Origin of the sequence: Rathayibacter sp. VKM Ac-2927 (assembly GCF_022815525.1) — a bacterium.
Classification (GTDB): Bacteria; Actinomycetota; Actinomycetes; order Actinomycetales; family Microbacteriaceae; genus Rathayibacter; species Rathayibacter festucae.
Map to the genome: position 1 here is coordinate 17,317 of NZ_JALGRT010000007.1, position 18,678 is coordinate 35,994.

Below are 18,678 nucleotides of genomic sequence, written 5' to 3' on the forward strand. Positions count from 1 at the left end.
TCCGATCCGGGCCATCCGGCCGTGTCCGTTCCTGTCAATCGCTACGCCGGCGCCCGCCCTCGCATAGAGTCGTCGCCGGGCGGTCCTCGCCCGGACGGAGCGCTCGCGCCGCCGTCCCGGGGGGCGGGCGGCCCGGTGGCGCCTCGTGGCGTCTCCTTCTTCTCGTGCCCTCGGGCACTGTCATGCATCACCCGGCGACGGGTGGTCGGGAGGCCTCCATGGGGAAGCTGCTCTACGGAGCCTCGGGTGTCGAGATCGAGTTCGACGACCGCACGCTCACGCACGTCCAGATCGTCATCGCCAACAAGCTGCGCCGCCGCGAGAGCTTCTTCTTCTCCTGGCGCGACGACCCGGCGGTCGGCGACGGCCGCTCCAGCATCTGGCTCGACCCGTCGGTCCCGCTCTACTTCAAGTACTTCGGCGGCCGGGTGCCGTCGATCAACCGCACCTGGATCGACCTGCTGACGGTCTCCGCGAACTCCTCCGGCGGGCTGCAGCTCGTGCAGGAGCCGGACGCCGCTCCCACCCCGCCGCCGAAGGGCGAGCAGGGCGCGTGAAGCGCGACGTCTCCGCCCGGCTGACCCTCGACGTCGCGCGACCCGCGACGCTCGTCTTCTCGATCGCGGTCGCGGGGGCCTACGGGGCTCCGGAGCGGCTGTCCCTCGAGCTGGACGGGCGCGAGGTCGCCGCCCGCGAGGTGCTCGACCAGCACGGCACCCGCCTGCACGTCCTCGAGGCGGGCGTCGGACGCCTCGTCGTCGACTACGCCGCGAGCGTCGACGGCGTGCTGGAGCCGCTGCCCGGCGAGGAGGTCGACCGCCTGCGCTACCTGCGGCCGAGCCGCTACGCCGAGTCGGACATCCTCTGGGCGACCGCGCGCGCCGAGTTCGCGGGCCTCGAGGGCGCCGCGCTGCTCGCGTCGGTCAGCTCCTGGGTCGGCACCCGGCTCGCCTACGTGACCGGCTCGAGCCTCCCCACCGACGGTGCGGAGCGGACGCTGCTCGCCCGCCGCGGGGTCTGCCGCGACTTCGCCCACCTCGTGGTGGCGCTGCTGCGTGCGCTCGACGTGCCGGCCCGGCTGGTCGCGGTCTACGCGCCGGGACTCGCGCCGATGGACTTCCACGCGGTCGCCGAGGCCTGGATCGAGGGCTCCTGGCGGGTGGTCGACGCGACCACGCTGGCGCCGCGCTCGAGCCTGGTGCGGATCGCCACCGGCCGCGACGCGGCGGACACGGCGTTCCTCAGCGTCTACGACGGCATCGCGACGCTCACCGACATGACCGTCGGCGCCGTGGTCGACGTGCTGCCGGACGACGACGTGCGCGAGCTCGCCGCGATCGGCTGAGCCCGCACCCGGGCCGCCGGGCTTGGTACCGCCCCGGCGCTACTCGCCGACGTCGACGAAGCGCCGCCAGGCCCAGATCGACGTGCAGACGGCCGTGAAGGCGATCACGGCGAAGAGCGCCGGCCCGCCGTCGCCGTCGGTCGCCCAGGCGGCGATCGTCGGCGTGAGGAGCAGGAAGAGCACGGTGCTCGCCAGCAGCGACAGCCCGAGCCAGAGCACGGGCGACCAGCGCAGGATGCTCTGCCCCGCGGGCCGGCCGACCGGGAAGAGCAGCACGACGCTCGAGCCGACCGAGATCAGCGTCGTCGCACTGAGGATCTCGGCGGTCAGGACGGCGGCGAAGGAGCCGTCGGCGGGGACGGCTGCGGAGGCTCCCCAGGCGACGGCGGCGAGGCCGAGCAGGGAGACGACCCGCACGGTCGCGAGCTTGGCGCGCGCCACGGCCGAGGCGCCCTCGGGCAGGACGAGCCCGATCACCACTCCGAAGAGGAAGGCCGGGTCGAGGCCCGCGAACCGCGAGAGCAGTGCGGCGCCGGCCACCAGCAGCAGTGCGCGGGGCGAGGCGACGATGCGGATGCCCGGCAGGCCGATCCGGCGCCCGACCAGGGCGGGGACCCCTGCGGCGACGGCGTTCACCACGGCGACCGCGACGATCACCGCGATCAGCAGACGGAGGTACGCGGGCTGCCCGTCGACCCGGCCGGAGAGCAGCACGAGGCCGGCGGCGCAGCCGATCATGCCGACCATCATCGTCCGCGCCGAGACGGGCGCGGGGTCCGGCCGGTCGTCGTACTCCACGCTCGCGCGGTTGCGGCCGGTCAGGCGCCAGGTGCGCGGCTCGCGCGGCACCCGGCCGGCGACGGCCAGGCGGGCGGGGACGACGAGCAGGGCGAGGGAGGCGACCGCCAGCGCGAGCGAGCGCATCCAGTCGGCCATCGTGCCGATCGGAGCGCCGGAGGAGAGCGCCGTGGTCATCCCGGTGGCCGCGCTCCAGCCACCGGGCGCGGAGCCGCCGTCGGCGGGCGCGGGAGCGGGAGCGGTGGGGGGCGGGTCGCTCGGAGCGGCTCCCGGCGCCGGTGCAGCGGTGGCGCCGTCGGACGGGGCCGCCTCGGGCGCGGGCGCCGTCTGGCCCGGGCGCGCCGGGGAGGGCGTCGCGGTGCTCCCGGGCGTCGTCGGCCGAGCGGTCGGCGAGCCGGGCGCGGTGGTCGGCGTGCCGCCGCCGGGGGTCGCCGTGCTCGTGCCGGGAGCTGTCGCCGAGGGAGTGGCGGAGGGCGTCGTGGTCGCCGCCGAGAAGGTGGCGTCGATCCACGGGCTGCGCGAGCTGTAGTTGCCGGCCGCGTCGCCGGCGATCGCCGACACGCGGTGCGCTCCGGCCGTCACCGTGCCGCCGGTGCAGCTCCAGGCGCCGCCGGTGATCGGCGCGTCGCAGGTGTTGACGAGGTCGACGTAGACGTAGACCCGCGTGCCCTCGGTGGCGGTTCCCGAGTAGACGGCGCCGGTGAGCGGCAGCGCGGCGCCCGGGCCGGGGGAGGCGAGGACCGGCGCGACCGGAGCCGCGGTGTCCACGACGAGCGAGACCGCCGCGCTGGCGGGCGAGACGGTGCTCCCGGCGAAGGACGCGGACTGGGTCGCGGTCACCCGGTAGCTGCCGGGGGCGGGGGTGGGCGCGAGCTGGCAGAACCAGCGGCCCGCGCCGTCGGCGGTGGCGAGGCAGGAGGCGCCGCCGTCGGAGGTGACCGCGACGCTCGCTCCCGGGTAGGCGGTGCCGCTCACCGATCCGGCGGACGTCGCGGAGCCGTCGACCGACTCGATGACGGGAGCGCTGAGCACGGCGACCTCGGTGCGGGCCGAGGTGGTGCCGCCGGCGGCGAGGAGCTCGACGGCGGTCAGGCGGATCCGGCCGTCGTCGAGGTCGAGTGCGCAGCTCCAGGTGTCGTCGGCGCCGACGGTGGTGATGCAGAGCGGCTCGCTGCTGCCGGTGAGGCCGATCTGGATCTGATCGCCGGCCGTGCCGGTGCCGGTCGCGGTGACCGCGCCGCTCGGCAGCACGGTGCCGGAGGCCGGGGAGGTGATCGTGAGGGGCGCGGCGGCCAGCGCGCTCGGGGCGGTCAGGCCGGCGGCGGCGCCCAGCGCGACGAGCAGCACGAGCAGGAGGGCGGCCGGACGGCGGCGCGACGAACGGGGGGAGCGGCGGAGGCGACCCGTCGGCACGGCCGACGGACCCCTCGTCGCGGAACCCCCCGGAACAGACGCGGCGACACTCGGAATCACGGTGCGTCCATTGCACGGGGGCGCACGGGTGGTGTCAAGCGCGGCGCGCGCCCGTTGCCGGATGTACACCGAAGGGCGGATCGGCCTCTTCCGCCCGGGGGAGCGGCTGGTCGGAGCGGGAGAGCGCTTCCGCGACAATATACCCATCGACGAGTCGGAGGAAAGATGAGCGAGGACGCAGCACGCGGACGCGATCGGCAGCAGGTGCGCGCCGAGACCGCGCGCTTCGACGACCCGCGGGAGCTCGGGCGGCTGCTGCCTCCGGGACTGCGGATCGGACTCGCGCAGAGCGCCTTCCAGACGGAGGGCTCGCTCGAGGCCGGCGGTCGCGGCCGCTCCGTCTGGGACGATTTCGCCCTGCGGCGCGGCACGATCGCCGAGGAGGCGACGCCCGAGTTCGCCACCGACTTCGTCCTGCGCTGGCGCGAGGACCTCGCCCTGCTCGTCGACCTCGGCGTCGACGAGCTGCGGCTCTCGATCTCCTGGACCCGGCTGCAGCCGGACGGGCGCGGACCGATCGACCGCGGCGGCCTCGGCTTCTACGACCGCCTCCTCGACGAGCTCGCCGGGGCCGGGCTGCGGATCGCGCTCACCCTGCAGCACCGAGACACCCCTTCCGCGCTCAGCGGGGGCTGGATGAATCGCGACACGGCCTTCCGCTTCGGCGACGTCGCCTTCGAGATCGGCTCGCGGCTCGGCGACCGGGTGGCGGACTGGATCACCCTGGATCAGCCGTCGACCGTGTTCCTCGAGGGCTACGCGCTGAAGAACCAGGCGCCGGGGGCCGGGCGGCTGTTCAGCGCGCTGCCCGCGCTGCACCACCAGCTGCTCGGGCACGCGGTCGCGGTCGAGGCGCTCCGCTCCGCCGACCTCGCCGGGCGCATCGGGCTCGTCGACGCGCAGGCCGTGGTCGAGCCGGCGAGCGAGTCGGAGCGGGACGGCGCGTGGGCGGCGCTCGCCGACGTCCTGCAGAACCGGCTCGTCGCCGACGCCGTGCTCACCGGCGTCTATCCGTCGGGGCCGGAGGAGCTGCCGCCGTTCCTCGCGCCGCTCGCGGGGGTCGATCCGGTGGATCTCGCCCGCATCAGTGCCCCGCTCGACTTCTACGGAGTCGCGCCGCTGGCCCCGCAGCGGATCGCCGCCGGACGCGACCCGGCGCTGCCGACCGGGCCGGGTGCTCCGCCCGCTCTGCCGTTCCACGCCCGGCCGTGGCCGGAGCTCGACCGGACCGGTGACGGCTCGCCGTTCGCGCCGTGGGCGCCGGTGGCGGTGCTGCGGAGCCTCGTCGAGCGCTACGGCGACGCGCTGCCGCCGCTGGTGCTGACGGAGCTCGGCGCGAGCTATCCGGATCTGCCGGACCGGCAGGGCGCGATCGTCGACACGGAGCGGATCCGCTGGCTCGGCGCGCACCTCGGGGCGCTCGCCGAGGCCGTGCACGAGGGCCTGCCGCTGGAGGCCGTCCAGCTGTGGACGCTGGTGGACGCCTTCGAGTGGCAGCACGGCTACACCCGGCCGCACGGGCTGGTGGCGCTGGACTCCCGCAGCCGCGACCGCGTGCCGAAGGCCTCGTTCGACTGGCTGCGGCGCGTGCTCGACGAGCGCTCCTGACGGCGACTGCCTGCGGGTCTCGATACGCCCCTGCGGGGCTGCTCGACCAGCATGGGCCGCATGCTGATCGAGTAGCCCGCGGAGCGGGCGTATCGAGATCCACCACCGTCCGAAGCTGAGTCTGCAGACCCGCCCTGCTGGGGACGGTGGGTCTCGATACGCCCCTGCGGGGCTACTCGACCAGCATGAGTCGGGGCTGCTCGACCAGCAGGGGCCGGGGCCGCTCGAGCAGCAGGGGGGCCGGTCCGGCGTGGGAGACTGCCGCGATGCGCAGCCTTCTCGCCCTCGCCTCGATCCTGCACGCGGAGCCCGCCGTGGTGCTCGCCGCGCTCGCCGACGTTCTCGCCGCCGACGACGGGCCGGCGTTCGAGCGCTCGGCGGACGGGCTCGAGCGGCGGCTGCCGGTCGTCGGCCTCGAGCAGTGGCGGGTGCTGGCGGACGAGGAAGGCTCGCGGGTCGAGTGCGAGCTGGTCGCGTCGGGAGCCTCGTCCGCACTCGCGGGGGTGCTGGCCCGACGCCGGATCCGGGACGCGCCGGAGCGGTTCCGCACCGTGGTCACCGCCGTCGCGGACGTCGTCGAGCCCCGAGCCTGAGTGCCCCCCGCACGGGGAATGCACGACCCCCGCGCGCTGTTGTCCTCGATAGCGGGGTGAGGCCCGAGTGCCTCGCCCATCGGATCGCTCGGAGGAGCTCGAGGCAGATGGCAGGAACAGGAATGAGCAAGGGACGGGGAGTGCGCGGCGCCGACGAGGAGATCGTCTACCGCCGTCACGCGAACGGACGCGGCATGGTCGCTCCGGGATCGCGCGTCTCCGCGTCGGCGTACGTCGAGACCGGCGCCTACGTCGAACCCGGCGCCACCGTCGGGGAGCGCGCGTGGATCGGCGCCGGCAGCTGGGTCGACCGCGACGCGATGATCGGGCACAGCGCCTTCATCGGCGCGAACGTCCACGTCGGCCCGGAGGCCATCATCGGCCCCGGTGCCCGCATCGGCAGCTACTCGCGGATCGGCGGCTCGGCCGTCGTCGCGACCGGCGCGCGGGTCGACCGCGACACGGTCATCACCCCGGGCAGCCGGTTCGGCACCGACGACGGCGTCCGCGAGATCGGCCGCCGCGCCGCGTAGGCCCGCACGACCCCACGACCCTGTTCCGCCCGACCTCGACGCTCCCAGAGCGGCACCGAGGCGGCGGAATAGGGTCGTTCCATGTTCGAACTCCATCACCTCAGCGCCCAGGAGCAGTGGGACTGGCTGCAGCGCGGCGAGATCACCCCGCTCGAGCTGACCGAGCACTACCTCGCCCGGATCGAGCGCTGGAACGGGGAGCTCGGCGCCTTCACCACCGTGACCGCGGACGCGGCGCGGGCCCGGGTGGCCGCGATCGACTCCGTGCCGCGCACCGCGCTGCTCTGGGGGCTGCCGAGCGGCGACAAGGACCTCTGGCGCCGGGCCGGCGTCCGGACCACCTTCGGCTCGCGGCTGCGCGAGTCGTTCGTCCCCGACGCCTCCGACGAGATCGTCCAGGTGCTCGACACGTCGGGGGCGATCAGCCTCGGCAAGACGGCTGCGCCCGAGTTCGGCATGCCCTCCTACACCGAGAACCTCGTCGGACCGCCGACGGTCACGCCCTGGGACACCTCGCGCGGCGCGGGCGGGTCCAGCGGCGGCGCGGCGAGCGCGGTCGCGGCGGGACTGCTCCCGTTCGCACCCGGCTCCGACGGCGGCGGCTCGATCCGCATCCCCGCCGCCGCCTGCGGTCTGGTCGGTCTCAAGCCCTCCCGCGGCCGGGTGCCGGCGCTGTCCGGAGTGGGGGGAGTGGGCGGCCTCGTCGTCGCCGGTCCGCTGACGCGCTCGGTGGCGGACGCCGGGATGCTGCTGGAGGGGATGCTCGAGCGTCGCAACGGCGTCGTCCCGCAACGCACGGCGCTGACCGCGCCGGGGGACGGCGACGGCTCCTTCCTCGGTGCCGCTGTGCGCGGCGAGGGCCGGTTCCAGATCGGCGTGCTGACGGCCTCGCCCTGGGACGAGGAGTACGACATCGGGCTCGCTCCGGAGGCGCGCGCCGCTCTGGACGAGGGCATCGCCGCGCTCTCGGCGCTCGGCCACGGGCTCGACGACGCGGTCCTGCCGCCGTCCGCCGCCTACCCGGATGCGTTCCGTACGCTCTGGCAGAGCGGGGCGTCGACGCTCCCCGTCGAGGGCGACGAGCTCGAACTGCTGGAGCCGCTCACCCAGTGGCTGGTGCGGGAGGGACGGAAGCGCTCGGCCCGCGAGATCGTGGAGGCGGCGGGCGTGCTGTCGGCCTACGAGCGCGTGGTCATCGCCGCCTTCTCGCCGTTCGACGCGATCCTCACCCCGTCGATGACGATGACGCCGCGGCCGGTCGGCTGGTACGACGCCGAGGATCCGGAGCGCAACTTCGAGCAGCAGGTGCGCTACACGCCGTACACCTCGTTCGTGAACGTGAGCGGCCTGCCCGCGATCGCGCTGCCGCTGAGCGTCACGGCGGACGGCCTGCCGATGGGGATCCAGCTGATCGGGCGCCCCGGCGGCGAGGCGGTGCTGCTGTCGATCGGCGCGCAGCTGGAGCGCCGGGCGCGCTGGCAGCGGCGGCACCCGCCGCAGTGGTGACCGGCCTCCGGGGGACCGCCGCCGACACCCGGCGAACGGACAGCTCCGCACCCTTGGCCGGCCAGGTTAGGCATGCCTATACTTACTTCCGATGTGCATGTTCGAGGGACGAGACGGCTCGGAGCCGGTCGACGTCAAGCAGTTCCTGATCGCGGGTGACGAGACCGTCGTGCCCTGGATCCAGAGCATGCTCGACGCGCTCCCCGCGAACGCCCGGGGCCAGGTCTTCGTCGAGGTCGACGACGCCCGCGGCCTGCCGCCGCTCTCGGCGCCCGGCCGCGTCTGCGTCACCTGGCTCGGCTGCTCGCAGCGCTCCGGCGCTCCCGGCACCGGTCTCGCCTGCGCGCGCGGCGTCGCGCTCGACCGCGCAGTGCGCGCCTGGATGGGCGAGATGTCCGTCGTCGACGGCGACTACCCGTGGGCGGACGACCGGCACGACTTCTGCGCCTGGATCGGCGGAGAGGGCGCCGTCGTCGCGGAGCTCGCCGCCGACGTCGACGCCCGCCTGCGGGTCTCCGCGGAGCACGCCGCTCGCTGAGAGCCACTCAGGATTAGGTAAGGCTTACCTTCTCTGCGAGACTGGACAGGTGCCTCCGCTGACCGAAGCCCCCGCCCGCCCGGCCTACCGGCCGTATCTCGCGACCGTCGCCCGCGCGACCCGGATCGCGCCGCACTTCATCCGGATCACGCTGACCGGTGACGATCTCGGCTCGGTCGGCTGCACCGGCCCGGACCAGCGGATCAAGCTGGTCGTGCCGACGCCGACCTCGAGCGCGCACGACTTCATGGGCTCGGTCGCGGACGAGAGCGGACCGGACGGCCTCGCTCCCGACTGGTACACCCGCTGGCGGGAGCTGCCGGACGCGCTGCGGAACCCGCTGCGCACCTACACGATCCGTGCGACCCGCCCCGAGCTGGCCGAGGTCGACGTCGACTTCGTCGCGCACGGCGACACCGGCCCCGCCTCCGCGTGGGTCGAGTCGGCCCGCGTCGGCGCGCAGGTCGTCATCATCGCGCCCGATACCCGCTCGGAGCTGGCCGGCGGCGGCGTCGAGTGGCACCCGGGTGCCGCGACGACGCTGCTGATGGCCGGCGACGAGACCGCGGTCCCCGCGATCAGCGCGATCCTCGAGAGCCTCCCCGCCTCGGCGACGGGGGCCGCCTTCCTCGAGGTGCCGAGCGCGGCGGACGTCCTGTCGCTCCAGCACCCCGCCGGTGTCCGCGTGCACTGGCTCGTGCGCACCGGAACCACGCCGGGAGCGCAGCTCGGCGACTCCGTCCGCGGCTGGGCGACCCGCTTCCTCACGGCGCATCACCGCGGGGTCGAGGTGTCCGACGTCGACGTCGACAGCGAGATCCTCTGGGAGGTGCCCGCGGAGCGCACCGACCCCGGCCTCTACGCCTGGATCGCCGGCGAGGCGGGCGCGATCAAGCTCATCCGCCGCTGCCTCGTCACCGAGCTCGGCGTCGACCGGACGCGCGTCGCCTTCATGGGCTACTGGCGGACGGGCCGCTCCGAGGCCAACTAGCCTCGCGCCGCGTCCCCTCCGCCGTCAGAGTGCGGCGGGGACGCCGACCAGGCGGCTGGAGAGTGTCCAGAGATCGCGGCCGAGCTGACGGTCGCGGGCCTGCGCCGCCACGGAGCCGCCGGGGCGGAGTCCGTCGAAGTAGCTGCCGCTCGCCGCGCCGACGTCGGGCTCGGACGCCAGCGTGATCAGCGGGACGGCGCCCGCCTCGGCGGAGATGCCCGGCGACCCGCTCAGCGACAGCAGCGACATCAGCCGCGAATCGGCGCCGAAGCCGGTCGCGACGACGCCCGGGTGGAACGAGTAGGCGTCGACGGCGGTCGGCAGCAGGCGCTCGGCCAGCTCGCGGACGAAGAGGATCGTGGCGAGCTTCGAGGTGCCGTAGGCGCGCCAGCCGCCCAGCCACGGCCCGCGCCGGCGGTCGAGGTCGTCGAGCGAGAGCCTCCCGATCCGATTGGCGGCGCTCGCGGTGGAGACCACGCGGGCACCGGGGCGCTCGCGCCCGGTCTCGATCAGGCGGGGGAGCAGGAGCCGCGTCAGCAGGAACGGGGCCAGGTGGTTGCTCTGGACCGTCCGCTCGTGCCCGTCGACCGTCTCGCCGCGGTGCGAGACGAGCCCGCCGGCGTTGTTCGCGAGCACGTCGATGCCGTCATAGAGGGCGAGCAGCGCCGCGGCGAGGTCGCGGACGTCGTCGAGACGGTCGAAGTCGGCGAGGAACGGATCGCCGCCGATCTCCGCCGCGACCGCGCGGGTCCGCTCCGGGTTCCTGCCGACGACGGCCACCCGGGCGCCGGCCGAGGCCAGCGCGCCGGCGGCGACCCGTCCGATGCCGGAGCTCGCCCCGGTGAGGACGACGACGCGCCCCGTCTGATCAGCGACCACGGACGTAGCCGCCCTTCTCGAGGCCGGCCTCGATCTCGAAGCGGTTCCGCAGCGGGTCGCGGCCGGCGACGAAGTACATCAGCGGGAACCACATGCCGAAGGTGCGCCACTGCTCCTTATGCACGGCCTCGTGCTCGAGCACGCGGTCGGAGACGTTGCTGTCCGTCAGGTAGCTCGTGCCGACGCAGGAGCCGCCGCGGCCGAAAGCCCAGGAGGGCAGGCCGGTGAAGACGACGAGCCCGTTGCGGCGCTCGATCGGGCCCGTGCTCCAGAGCGCGCCCCAGGCCAGCCCGACCGCGCAGGCGAAGAGGTAGCCGGGCCGGGTGATCGCCGGGTCGAGGGCGACGACCGCGACCGCGCGCCGCAGGGCGCTCACGCGCTGTCGCGCCCGTAGGTCTCGAGCAGGCGCAGCCAGACCTCGCTGATCGTCGGGTAGGAGGGGACCGCGTGCCAGAGGCGGGACAGCGGGACCTCGCCGACGACGGCGATCGTCGCGGAGTGCACGAGCTCGCCGACCTCCTTGCCGACGAAGGTGACGCCGAGCAGCACCTTGCGGTCCTCGTCGACGACCATCCGGGCTGTTCCCTTGTAGCCCACGGCGGCGAGCGAGGCGCCGGCGACGGAGCCGATCTCGTAGTCGACGACCCGGGTGCGGTAGCCCGCCTTCTCGGCCGCGGCGGCGGTGAGGCCGACGGAGGCGACCTCCGGATCGGTGAAGACGACCTGCGGCACGGCCTCGTGGTCCGCCGTGGCGACGTGGGCGCCCCAGGGTGCGTCCTTCACCTCGCCGCCGGTGCTGCGGGCGACGATCACGTCGCCGGCGGCGCGGGCCTGGTACTTGCCCTGGTGGGTGAGGAGCGCGCGGTGGTTGACGTCGCCGACTCCGTACAGCCAGGGCGTGCCGGAGCCGACCGGGGAGCCGTCCTCGCCGAGCACGAGCATCGTGTCGTCGACCTTCAGAGAGTCGCCCGCCTCGAGGCCGACGACCTCGAGGCCGATGTCGCGGGTCTGCGGGGCGCGGCCGGTGGCGGCGAGGATCTCGTCGGCCTCGACGACGTCGCCGCCCTCCAGGGTCACGGCGACGGTGCCGTCGGCGCGGCGCTCGACGGACGCAGGGGAGCCGCCGATCCGCACGTCGACGCCCAGCTCGCGGAGGGCGTCGCCGACCAGCTCGCCGGCGAACGGCTCGAACGGGGCGAGCAGCCCGCTCCGGGCGAGCAGCGTCACGGTGGCGCCCATGCCGGCGTAGGCCGTCGCCATCTCGCAGGCGACGACGCCGCCGCCGATGACGACGAGGCGGTCGGGGACGATCTCGGCGCTGGTCGCCTCGCGGCTGGTCCACGGCGAGGCGGCGCGCAGCCCCGGGATGTCGGGGACGACGGCACTGGTGCCGGTCGCCACGGCGACGGCGCTCCGGGCGTGCAGGACGCGGACGGAGCCGTCAGGGGCGGTGACGCTCACCTCGCGCACGCCGCTGAGGCGGCCGTGGCCGCGGACGAGCTCGATGCCGGCGCCCTCGAGCCACTGGACCTGGCCGTGATCGTCGAAGCCGCTGGTGACGGAGTCGCGGTGCGCCAGGAGCGCGGCGATGTCGACGCCGCCCGTGACGGCCTGCGCCGCTCCCGGGAGGTCACGGGCGGCCCGCAGCGCCATCGGCGCGCGCAGCAGCGCCTTGGACGGCATGCAGGCCCAGTAGGAGCACTCGCCGCCCACCAGCTCGCTCTCGACGATGGCGGCGGTGAGCCCGCCCTGCACGGCGCGGTCGGCGATGTTCTCGCCGACCGGCCCCGCGCCGATGACGATCAGATCGAAGGTGTCGGTCGCTGCGGTCTCGGTCGCGGCGTCGGTGCTCGGCGTGGTCATGGTCTCTCCGGATCGTTCTCGGGGGCGGATCGCCCGTTCTGTCCTGGACTCCGGCGCCGTACAGCCCGGAGGACGTTCTCAGTGCGCGGGCACGATCTCGGCCCGCCAGCCGTCGTAGCGCCCGCCCTCACGCTCGACGACCTCGATCACCTGGCGGAGGAAGGCGGTCGTCGCCTCCTCGTCCACCGCGGCGTGGTGGCTCGCGACCAGCACGAGGCGCAGCCGCAGGCGCGAGATCGCGATCTCGAAGCCGGAGGCGACGAGCGCCCGCCCGGCCCGGCGCGCCCTCGAGCGGCGGGAGAAGACGGCGAAATGGTCGACCTCGCGCAGCTCCCAGACCTGGTCGCCGTAGCGCAGGCGGACCTCGAGCTGCTGGGCCGCGCGCTCGCGCTGGGTGTCGAGGACGGACCGCTGCCGGGCCGCGGGATCGGCGGTGCCGGTGGTGGTCGGGACGGACGTGGTCACGGGTGCCTGCTCGCTCATCGGCCGGTGAACTCCGCTCGGGTGCGGGAGAGGAAGGCCTGCATGCCGATCCGCGCGTCGTCGGAGGCGGCGAGGCGCGCCAGCTCGGCGGGCAGCGCGGCGGCGGCCTCGGCGTCGGAGGAGGCGACGGCGAGCCGGGCGCTCGCGAGCGCCGCCTGGACGGCCAGCGGGGCCTGTGCGGCGATCCGCTCGGCGAGCGTCCGCGCCGCCTCGGCGACGGTGCCGTCGGGCACCACCTCCTGGACCAGGCCGATCCGGTGCGCCTCGCGGGCGTCGAACTCGTCGCCGGTGAGGATCCAGCGCATCGCGTCGCCCCAGCCGGCCGCGCGCGGGAAGCGCAGCGTGGCGCCGCCGAAGGGGAGGATGCCGCGCGCGACCTCGATCTGCCCGAAGCGGGCCGACTCCTCGGCGACGACGACGTCGCTCGCGAGCGCCAGCTCGATGCCGAGGGTGAGGCAGGTGCCCTGCAGGCCGATCACGACGGGCTTGGCCACCGGGCGGGTGCGGATCGCCCACGGGTCCAAGCCGCCCTCGGGCACGAAGTCCAGGCCGTCGCCGCCGAGCCGCGGCCCGATGTCGGCCAGGTCGAGCCCGGCCGTGAAGTGGGCGCCCTCGGCGAGGACGACGCCCGCGCGCAGCTCCGGATCGCGGTCCAGCTCGCCGTAGGCGGCGGCCAGCTCGCTCAGCAGCCGGAAGTCGGCGGCGTTCCGCTTCTCGGGCCGGTCGAGGACGATCTCGAGCACGTGCCCGCGCCGTTCGGTGCGCACACGTCGCCGGTCGTCGCTCATCGGTCCTCCGCTCGGGTCGCGTCCGTCCATCTTGCCCGGTGCCGCCGACACCGGGTCGCGGCGGGGCGCCGATTCGGAGTCGCCGCTCAGGCCGACGGCGTGCGGGCCGGTGCTCGGACGCCGCGGAGTGCTCAGACGCCGCGGGTCGTGGCGCCGACCAGGCGGAGGATCGTCGGCAGGTCGTCGACCGCGGCGGTCGGCGAGGAGGGCGCGAACGAGGTGAGGCCCGCGCCCGCGAGCGGGAACCGGGCCCGCAGCGCGGCGAGGCACTCGACCAGCCGCGAGGCGGGGACGCCGAACGGCACGGGGTCGAAGAGACCGGCGACCTCGGCCGGGTCGAGGACGTCGAGGTCGATGTGCACGTAGATCGAGCCGGCACCGGTCGCCTCGACGGCGGCGACGAGCGCCTCCGGATCGAGCGCATCGACGCCGAGGTGGGTGGCGTCGCGCTCGAGCAGTCCCTCGAGCTCGCCCGGGTCCGAGGCGCGGACGCCGGCGAGCACGACATGCTCGTCCGCGATCCGGTCCGCGACGGACGCGCTGAGCAGTCCGACGCCGCGGCCGAGGACGGCCGACAGCACCATGCCGCAGAACGCGCCGCTCGGCGAGGTCTCCGGCGTGTTCGCATCGGGGTGCGCGTCGAGCCAGACCAGGGCGACCGGACCGGGGGAGGAGCGGACCGCGTGCCCGATCGCCGCGAACTCCACGCCGCAGTCGCCGCCGATCGTCACGATCGGCCCGGGACGGCCGGCCAGCGCCTCGCGGACCCGCTCGGCGGTCACGGCGACGGACGCGTAGCGACGGACTCCGGTGTCCTGCGCGTCGCCCGCCTCCGGAGGGACGTCGACGACGACCGTGGCGGAGGAGGGCAGATCGCCGCGGATCGCCTCGGCTCCGTCGACGAGGCGCATGGCCCGCGTCGAGGCGGACCCCTGCCACTGGGGGACGACGAGGAAGGAGACCATGGCTCTCACTATGGCACGCGGCTCGCGGGGCCCGAGGCTCCGCCCGATCAGGCCGCGGGGAGCTCGCCTGGCGCGCCCGCGAGCGGATCCGCGGACGGCGCCTCGGGGCCGTCGAGGTCGAGCAGCGCCTCGTCCAGCGCGGAGCGGGCGCGGTCGTCGGCCGCCCTCGCCTGCTCGAGCGCTGCGGCGGGATCGGCCGCCGCGAGGTGCAGGGCGGCGTCCAGCTGGGCGCGGGTCTCCTCGGCGAGGATCCGCGGCGCGGCGGTGATCCGCTCGCCGTGCACGGCCGCCAGCAGGGCGACCGCGTCGGCCCCGAGCAGGGCGACCGTGCGCGCGCCCTCGACCAGGAGCAGCTGCCGCTCGGCCTGCGCCCGCGGCTCGCGGTAGCCCGCCACCACGGCGTCCAGCGCGGCGTCGGCCTCCAGCAGCAGGGCGAGCACGGCGGAGGGGTCGTGGCGGACGTCCGAGGCGCGCGCGTCGTCGGCGCTGAGCAGCAGGCCGGTCGCGGCGGCGCAGGCGGTCGCGACGTCGGCGGCGGAGGCGAGCTGCGCGGCGGTCCGGACGCCGGTCAGGGTGGCTGCGCGGTCGAGGTCGTCCCGCACCGAGCGCTCCAGCGCGCTCAGCTGGGTCTCGGCGCGCTCGAGCAGCGCCGTCTGCGCCTCGACGGCGTCGAGCATCGCAGCCGCGGCGGCGTCGTCGCGCTCGCCGGCCGCCTCGATCGCCTCGCGGAGCGGGCGCACCTGGCGCTCCGAGGTGGTGCCGGCGAGGACGGAGACATCGGCCCGGGAGCGGTGCAGCCGCTCGGGGAGGGACGGGGGCGGCGAGGTCACTCCGTGATCGTACGGGCCCTGTGTTACCGACCGTGTCGTCGCGGCTCGACCCGCCGCGCGACCCCGCCCAGGATGGAGGCATGCCAGGAACGCTCGCCATCGTCGAAGTCGCCTCGGCACGCCCCGGACGCGACGAGTACCACGCCTACGTGCAGATGCTCAACGGCCGCATCCTGGGCCTCGCCCGCGAGCTCGGCTGGGAGGCGGAGCGCTTCGCGGCGGAGGACCTCGGCACCGCGCGGCTGCTCGAGCGCACGCTCGGCGCCGACGCGATCGTGCTGGCCGGCGGCGAGGACATCGCCCCCGAGCGCTACGGCGTCGCCCGCGGCTACGCCGGCGAGGGCCCGCACGCGGAGCAGGCCGACGCCGCCCAGATCGCGCTGGTGCGCCGGGCGCTGACCCGCCGCACCCCGCTGCTCGGCATCTGCCGCGGACTCCAGATCGTCAACGTCGCCCTCGGCGGCACGCTCGTCCCGGACCTCGGCCCGGAGGCCGCGCACCTCAACGCCGATGCACCGGTGCACGAGCGCATGCACCGCCACGACGTGGTGCTCGCCGCGGACTCGACCCTCGGCGGCCTCTTCGGCGCGGAGGCGCTCGCCGTGCAGAGCGCGCACCACCAGGCGGTCGACGCGCTCGCTCCCGGCCTCCGGGTCGTCGCCCGGGCGGAGGACGGCGTCGTCGAGGCGCTGGAGCACCGGGACGCGCCGATCGTCGGCGTGCAGTGGCACCCCGAGGATCCGGCGGCCCCCGCCGGGCAGCTCGCCGTCCTGCTCGAGGGGCTCGCGCGCGCCGTTGCCCGGCAGAACCCGGTCGAGGCCGTCGCCGCCTGAGCGACGCCGACGCCGACCCGGATCCGTCCGGGTAGGGCCTCAGCCGGCCAGCCGCGCCATCCACGCCTCGATGTCGTCGGCGGAGCGGGGGATGCCGGCCGACAGGTTCTCGGCGCCGTCGGCGGTCACGAGGACGTCGTCCTCGATCCGGACGCCGATGCCGCGCAGCTCGGCGGGCACGGTGAGGTCGTCGGGCTGGAAGTAGAGCCCCGGCTCGATCGTGAAGACCATGCCGGCCTCGACGATCCCGTCCAGGTACATCTCGCGGCGGGCCTTCGCGCAGTCGTGCACGTCGAGGCCCAGGTGGTGGCTGGTGCCGTGCACCATGTAGCGGCGGTGCTGCTGGTTGTCGGCCTCGAGCGCCTCCTCGGCGCTCACCGGCAGCAGGCCCCACTCGGCGGTGCGCCGGGCGATGACGGCCATCGCGGCGGCGTGCACCTCGCGGAAGCGGATACCGGGCCGGACGATCGCGAACGCGGCGTCGGCCGCCTCCCGCACCGTCTCGTGCACGCGGCGCTGCGCCTCCGTGTAGCGGCCGTCGACGGGGAAGGTGCGGGTGATATCGGCGGTGTAGTAGCTCTCCTGCTCCACGCCGGCGTCGAGGAGCACCAGGTCGCCGGGGCGCACCGGCCCGTCGTTGCGGGTCCAGTGCAGGATGCAGGCGTGCGCGCCGGCGGCGGCGATGGTGTCGTAGCCGACCGCGTTGCCGTCGGCGCGGGCACGGCCGTTGAAGACGCCCTCGATCAGGCGCTCGCCGCGCTCGTGCCGGACGATGCGGGGCAGGTCGGCGAGGACGTCCTCGAAGCCGCGGGCGGTGGCGTCGACGGCGGCGCGCAGCTCGGCGATCTCGTACTCGTCCTTGACCAGGCGCAGCTCGGAGAGGTCGCGCTCGAGGGCGGTGTCGCGCTCGTCGGCCCGGGTCTCCGCGCCGGGCGACTGCGCGGTCACGCGCGCGGTGACCACGGGGTCCGCCTCGCGGAGGACCGCGACCGGCGCATCGCCGGCGTCCAGGACGGCGTCGAGCTCCGCGATGCCCCGGGTCTCGAGTCCGAGGTCGGCCGCGACCTGCGCGAGCGAGGGGCGCGGGCCGATCCAGAACTCGCCGATCTCGGAGTTGGCGTAGAACTCGTCGGAGTCGCGGCCGGCGCGCTCGCGGAAGTAGAGCGTCGCGGTGTGGCCCTCGCCCGCGGGCTCGAGCACGAGCACGGCGCCGGGCTCCGAGTCCGAGCCCCAGCCGGTCAGCCAGGTGAAGGCGGAGTGCGCGCGGAAGGGGTAGTCGGTGTCGTTGGCGCGCTGTTTCAGCCGCCCGGCCGGCACGATCAGCCGGACGCCGGTGTGCAGGGCCGAGAGGCGCTCGCGGCGGCGCGCGGCGAAGGCGGCCTGCTCGCGCGGCTCGGGGAGAGCGTCCTCGCGCTCGGCCCAGCCGGACGCGATGAAGTCGCGGAACCGGTCGGAGCCGGGGGTCGTGGAGCGGTTCGTGGTCGCGCGCGGCGCGGGGGCGGCGGCGACGGTCTCCGGTGCGGCGGTGGTGGTCTGCTCGTCCGTGTTCGTCATGCCGCCATTCTCCTCCCTGCGCCTGACACGGCGACCGGGGGCGGGGTCAGGCGGCCGGGGCAGCGGTCAGGACGACTCCTTGACCATCCCGCGGACCGAGAGCTGTGCGATCACCGGGCGGTGGTCGCTGCCGGCGTCGTCCTGGTCGTTGAGCACGTCGAAGCCGGAGACGTCCCAGCGACCGGAGAACAGCACGTGGTCGATCGGGGCGGCGAGGGCCGGCGGGAGGCTCGTCGGCCAGCTGCCGACCGCCGCGGCGTTCGCGAGCCGGCCGGCGTCCGCGCAGCCGCCGAGGTCGGAGTCGCCGGGGAGAGCGGACCAGTGGTCGAGCGTGGAGTTGAGGTCGCCCAGGACGACGAGGTCCTCCTCGGCGGTGCAGAGGTCGGCGAGCCTGGCCAGGTCGCTGCGCCACTCGGTCGCCTGAGCGGGCAGCGGAGCGGTGGTGTGCACGGCGGCTATCACCGGGCGGTCCGGGGTGTCGGGGCGGGCCACGAGGGACGCGCTGGTCGCGGTCGGCGTGCTCGCGGCGTCGACCGAGTAGCCGCCGAGGGTGGGAGAGAGGAGGAGGGCGGTGCCGTCGCTGGGACCGGAGCCCGCGACGAGGTGGAGGGTCATCGGCCGGCCGGCGGCGGCGAGCACGTCGACCACCTGCTGGGCGCGCTCCTGGGACACCTCGAGCAGCGCGACCGCGTCGGCGGCGTTCGCGTTCGCGAGCGCGGCGACGGTTTCCGCGGGGACGCCGTCGTGCAGGAGGTTCCAGCTCAGGACGCGCAGATCGCCGAGGCGGTGCGCGCGGGGCGGGGCGGAGTCGTTGCCGCGGACCGCCTGCAGGCCGCCGAGCACGAGCGCGAGGGCGACCCCGAGGGCGCCGAGGACGAGGGCGAGCCGGCGCACGGGCTCGACGAGCACCGCGACGACGACGAGGACGACGGCTCCGGCGACCGCGGCCAGGGCGGTGGCGGCGCGGAACGAGACCAGCTGCGCGAAGGGCGTCTGACCGGCGAGGCCGAAGAAGCCGGGTGCCGCGACCACCAGCAGTACGATCGCCACTGCGAGCGCCACCGCGAACTTGACCAGTCGTGTCCCCATCCCGGCCCA

Annotated in this window: 19 protein-coding genes; 9 read left to right on the forward strand and 10 right to left on the reverse strand. The window is 75.4% G+C overall.

Annotation, left to right across the window (positions count from 1 at the left end; all coding sequences use genetic code 11):
• Positions 1-218: 218 nt before the first annotated feature.
• Entirely contained in the window at positions 219-557 is a 339-nt protein-coding gene (locus MT353_RS18000; RefSeq protein WP_068211888.1) for an ATP-dependent DNA ligase, read from the forward strand.
• Entirely contained in the window at positions 554-1,345 is a 792-nt protein-coding gene (locus MT353_RS18005; protein ID WP_243616392.1) for a transglutaminase family protein, read from the forward strand. The genes MT353_RS18000 and MT353_RS18005 overlap by 4 nt, the downstream gene beginning before the upstream one ends.
• 39 nt (positions 1,346-1,384) lie before the next feature.
• Here MT353_RS18005 and MT353_RS18010 read toward each other — a convergent pair whose 3' ends face one another.
• Entirely contained in the window at positions 1,385-3,556 is a 2,172-nt protein-coding gene (locus MT353_RS18010; RefSeq protein ID WP_243625503.1) for a hypothetical protein, read from the reverse strand.
• A 225-nt stretch (positions 3,557-3,781) separates the two neighbouring features.
• On the opposite strand from MT353_RS18010, the gene MT353_RS18015 reads away from it, so the two are divergent.
• From MT353_RS18015 to MT353_RS18040, 6 genes are all read left to right on the forward strand, one after another.
• On the forward strand, positions 3,782-5,224 hold the full coding sequence (locus MT353_RS18015) for a glycoside hydrolase family 1 protein (protein WP_132437736.1): 1,443 nt from the start codon (positions 3,782-3,784) through the stop codon (positions 5,222-5,224).
• A gap of 266 nt (positions 5,225-5,490) precedes the next feature.
• The gene (locus MT353_RS18020; RefSeq protein ID WP_243598517.1) at positions 5,491-5,817 is read left to right on the forward strand and encodes a hypothetical protein; all 327 of its coding nucleotides are present in this window, start codon (positions 5,491-5,493) and stop codon (positions 5,815-5,817) included.
• A 122-nt stretch (positions 5,818-5,939) separates the two neighbouring features.
• Positions 5,940-6,350 carry a transferase gene (locus tag MT353_RS18025; RefSeq protein WP_133963110.1) on the forward strand — a complete coding sequence of 137 codons (411 nt, stop codon included), beginning with the start codon at positions 5,940-5,942 and terminating at the stop codon, positions 6,348-6,350.
• 81 nt (positions 6,351-6,431) lie between these two features.
• Positions 6,432-7,856, forward strand: coding sequence for an amidase (locus MT353_RS18030; RefSeq protein ID WP_243625504.1), 1,425 nt, complete (start codon positions 6,432-6,434; stop codon positions 7,854-7,856).
• Between the two features lie 97 nt (positions 7,857-7,953).
• Positions 7,954-8,394 (forward strand): SIP domain-containing protein, encoded by a 441-nt coding sequence (locus MT353_RS18035; protein WP_243625505.1) that lies wholly within the window; start codon positions 7,954-7,956, stop codon positions 8,392-8,394.
• A 49-nt stretch (positions 8,395-8,443) separates the two neighbouring features.
• Positions 8,444-9,385, forward strand: a complete 942-nt coding sequence (locus tag MT353_RS18040; protein ID WP_243616388.1) for a siderophore-interacting protein — start codon at positions 8,444-8,446, stop codon at positions 9,383-9,385.
• A gap of 24 nt (positions 9,386-9,409) precedes the next feature.
• Here MT353_RS18040 and MT353_RS18045 read toward each other — a convergent pair whose 3' ends face one another.
• The 7 genes from MT353_RS18045 to MT353_RS18075 form a co-directional block, all read right to left on the reverse strand.
• A complete protein-coding gene (locus MT353_RS18045) occupies positions 9,410-10,264 on the reverse strand; it encodes an SDR family NAD(P)-dependent oxidoreductase (protein WP_243616387.1) in 855 nt (284 codons plus the stop codon).
• Entirely contained in the window at positions 10,254-10,640 is a 387-nt protein-coding gene (locus MT353_RS18050; RefSeq protein WP_123705115.1) for a Fe-S oxidoreductase, read from the reverse strand. Before MT353_RS18050 ends, MT353_RS18045 begins: the two co-directional genes overlap by 11 nt.
• Positions 10,637-12,127: an NAD(P)/FAD-dependent oxidoreductase gene (locus tag MT353_RS18055; RefSeq protein WP_243625506.1), complete on the reverse strand. Its 1,491-nt coding sequence runs from the start codon at positions 12,125-12,127 to the stop codon at positions 10,637-10,639. The genes MT353_RS18050 and MT353_RS18055 overlap by 4 nt, the downstream gene beginning before the upstream one ends.
• A 78-nt stretch (positions 12,128-12,205) precedes the next feature.
• Positions 12,206-12,592, reverse strand: a complete 387-nt coding sequence (locus MT353_RS18060; protein ID WP_165909157.1) for a ribonuclease E inhibitor RraB — start codon at positions 12,590-12,592, stop codon at positions 12,206-12,208.
• Between the two features lie 14 nt (positions 12,593-12,606).
• On the reverse strand, positions 12,607-13,398 hold the full coding sequence (locus MT353_RS18065; protein ID WP_243616385.1) for a crotonase/enoyl-CoA hydratase family protein: 792 nt from the start codon (positions 13,396-13,398) through the stop codon (positions 12,607-12,609).
• A 131-nt stretch (positions 13,399-13,529) separates the two neighbouring features.
• Positions 13,530-14,363 (reverse strand): arginase family protein, encoded by an 834-nt coding sequence (locus tag MT353_RS18070; RefSeq protein WP_243625507.1) that lies wholly within the window; start codon positions 14,361-14,363, stop codon positions 13,530-13,532.
• 47 nt (positions 14,364-14,410) lie between these two features.
• Complete coding sequence (locus MT353_RS18075) at positions 14,411-15,193, reverse strand: hypothetical protein (protein ID WP_243616384.1); 783 nt, start codon at positions 15,191-15,193, stop codon at positions 14,411-14,413.
• A gap of 80 nt (positions 15,194-15,273) precedes the next feature.
• Between MT353_RS18075 and MT353_RS18080 the strand changes: the two genes are divergently transcribed.
• The gene (locus tag MT353_RS18080) at positions 15,274-16,026 is read left to right on the forward strand and encodes a gamma-glutamyl-gamma-aminobutyrate hydrolase family protein (protein WP_243616383.1); all 753 of its coding nucleotides are present in this window, start codon (positions 15,274-15,276) and stop codon (positions 16,024-16,026) included.
• A gap of 39 nt (positions 16,027-16,065) precedes the next feature.
• Here the strand turns inward: MT353_RS18080 and MT353_RS18085 are convergent, their stop codons facing one another.
• Together MT353_RS18085 and MT353_RS18090 are read right to left on the reverse strand one after the other, a co-directional pair.
• Positions 16,066-17,580 carry an aminopeptidase P family protein gene (locus MT353_RS18085; RefSeq protein ID WP_243625508.1) on the reverse strand — a complete coding sequence of 505 codons (1,515 nt, stop codon included), beginning with the start codon at positions 17,578-17,580 and terminating at the stop codon, positions 16,066-16,068.
• 66 nt (positions 17,581-17,646) lie between these two features.
• Positions 17,647-18,669, reverse strand: coding sequence for an endonuclease/exonuclease/phosphatase family protein (locus MT353_RS18090; RefSeq protein WP_243582203.1), 1,023 nt, complete (start codon positions 18,667-18,669; stop codon positions 17,647-17,649).
• Positions 18,670-18,678 lie beyond the last annotated feature (9 nt).